We start from the raw sequence: 2649 nt of genomic DNA, 5'->3' as shown, positions 1-2649 counted from the left end.
CCAGGCCAGCAGGACGAACAGGCCCGCCATCAGAAATCCTTGCAGAGGCGCAGCGCGTCGTAGATCGCGGCGTGGATGTTGCGTCCCGCCGCCGCATCGCCGATGCGATACAGCGCGTATCCGTCCTCCGGCCAGGGCTGCGCCCGCCCCGCCACCAGCGCGCCGGCATCGATCCGCCCCCGGTTGACCGACCCCGCCTTCAGCGGATCATAAAGCGCGTCATCCGGCAGCGTGCCGAAATCGACGACGACATGATCCACCACCCGCTCCTCCTCGGCGAGATCCATCGTGTTGCGCAGCACCGCGACCAGCCGGTTCTCCTCCCGCCGCACCGCGAGCAGGTCGAGATTCGGCGTCATGATCACGTCATGGCGGTAGAGTTCGCGCAGATGGATCGGCTGGTTGGTGGTGCCGACCTCCTCGGCCGCCATCCGGTCGCCGGTCGCGAGTTCCACCAGCGCGCCGCGCTTCGCCAGGAACTCGGCGCAGGAGGCGGCGTTGTGCTGCCCCATCCCGTCATAGAGCAGCACCGAACCGCTGAGCGCGATCCCGTCGCGCAGGATCGCGGCGGTCGTCGTCACCAGTTCCGCCCCCTCCATGAAGCCCGGATTGGGCACGCCGCCGGTCGCGAGAATCACGATGTCCGGCCGTTCCGCCAGCACCATCGCCGCATCCGCCGCGACACCGAGCCGCAGATCCACGCCGAGCCTGCGCACCTGCGCGCCGAGCCAGCGCGGAATCCCCGACAGCGCCTCCCGCCATCCCGCCTTCGCGGCGATGTTGATCTGCCCGCCGAGCGCCGTCTCCCGCTCGAACAGCACCACTTCGTGGCCGCGCTCCGCACTCACCCGCGCCGCCTCCAGCCCACCCGGCCCGCCGCCGACGACAACCACCCGCCGCCGCCGCGCCGCCTTGCCGATCACGTGCGGCATCGTCGCCTCGCGCCCGGTCGCGGCGTTCTGGATGCACAACGCATCCGCCCCGGTATAGATCCGGTCGATGCAGTAGCCGGCGCCGACGCACTGGCGGATATCGTCCTCCCGCCCGTCCTGCAGCTTGCGCGCGAGATGCGGGTCGGCGATGTGCGCCCGCGTCATCGCGATCATGTCGACATGTCCCTCCGCCACCGCGCGCGCGGCGGTGGCAAGGTCGGTGACCCGCTGCGCGTGGAACACCGGCACCTCCACCTCGCGGCGGATCGCGCTGGCCAGCGGCAGGAAGGGCGCGACCGGAAACGACATGTTCGGCAGCGACACCGCATGCGCCAGATGGTCCCGCGCCTGCCCGCCGAGCACGTTGATGAAATCGACCAGCCCGCGCCGCGCATGCGCCTCGGCGATGGCCACGCAATCCTCGTGGCTCAGCCCCTCGGCCAGCATCTCGTCGCCCGACATGCGGATGCCGATCAGGAAATCATCCCCCGCCGCCGCCCGCATCGCCTCGAGAATCTCGAAGCCGAACCGCATCCGGTTCTGCAGCGACCCGCCATAACCATCGCCGCGATGATTGACCGAGGGCGACCAGAACTGGTCGACCAGGTGCCCGTGCGCCGCCGAGAGCTCGCAGCCATCGAGCCCGCCCTCGCGCGCCCGCCGCGCCGCCGCCGCGAAATCGGCGACCACCCGGTCGATATCCTCCTGCTCCATCTCCCGCGGGATCGACCGGCTCGCCGGCTCCCGCCGCGGCGAGGCGGAAAGCGTCGGCAGCCAGTTCTCGGTATCCCAGCGGGTCCGCCGCCCCATATGCGTGAGCTGGATCATCAGCGCCGCGCCATGCGCGTGCACGCGTTCGGAAAATTGTTGAAAATACGGAATGACGCTGTCATCCGCGACCGATATCTGGTTCCACGGCGCCGCCGGACTGTCGAGCGAGACGGAGGACGATCCGCCGAACATCGTCAGCCCGATGCCGCCCTTCGCCTTTTCCGCGTGGTAGAGCTGGTAGCGCTCCTGCGGTTTGCCGTCGCGGCCGTAGCCCGGCGCGTGGCTCGTGCTCATGATCCGGTTGCGGAACGTCGTCCGGCGGATCGTCAGCGGGCGGAACAGCGCCTCGGCGTGGGCGATCATGCAATGCCTCCCGGCCGCCGCTCGGCGCGCGGCGGATGTCCGAAATAATCGTGATAGGCGCTGGCGAAATGCGTGCTGGAGCCGAACCCGCAGGCCATCGCCACATCGGTCACCGGCACCCGCAGCGATTGCAGCATCCCCTGCGCCCGCTTCAGCCGCCGCGCCCGGATGAACGCCGCCGGGCTCTCGCCGACATGGGCGCGGAACAGCCGCTGCAACTGCCGCAGCGAAATGCCGAGCTCACCCGCGATCTCGCCGAGAATCTGCTTTTCCCCAAGCCGCGCCTCGATCATCACCATCGCCCGCGCCAGCATCGGCTGCCCGGCATGGCCGCGGTCGTCCTTGTCGAGCGGCTGGCGCTCGGCACTCGGGCGGATCCGGTCGAGCACGAAAATCGCCCGCACATGCTCGGCCACGTTGCGGCCGAGCCGCGCCTCGATCAGCGCCAGCATCATGTCGAGCGGCCCGGTGCCGCCGGTGCAGGTCAGCCGGTTGCGGTCGAGCACGAACAGCTCGTTGACCAGTTCGATCTCCGGAAACTCGGCGCGCATCGCCGGCATGTCCTCCCAGTGGACGGCGCAGC

The 2649-nt window shown here is 69.9% G+C and carries 2 protein-coding genes; both read right to left on the bottom strand.

The genetic code is table 11. The features are described from left to right. Nucleotides 1-29: 29 nt before the first annotated feature. A complete protein-coding gene (locus tag APM_RS12595; RefSeq protein WP_007423759.1) occupies nucleotides 30-2066 on the bottom strand; it encodes an NADH:flavin oxidoreductase in 2037 nt (678 codons plus the stop codon). Further along, nucleotides 2063-2649 (bottom strand): GlxA family transcriptional regulator (locus APM_RS12590; protein ID WP_007423758.1); only part of this gene is annotated, 587 nt, incomplete at its 5' end. The genes APM_RS12595 and APM_RS12590, both read right to left, overlap by 4 nt.

Origin of the sequence: Acidiphilium sp. PM, from assembly GCF_000219295.1 — a bacterium.
GTDB lineage: Bacteria > Pseudomonadota > Alphaproteobacteria > Acetobacterales > Acetobacteraceae > Acidiphilium > Acidiphilium multivorum.
The sequence above is the reverse complement of the archived record's forward strand: the minus strand, read 5'-3'. Positions and strand labels throughout refer to the sequence as shown.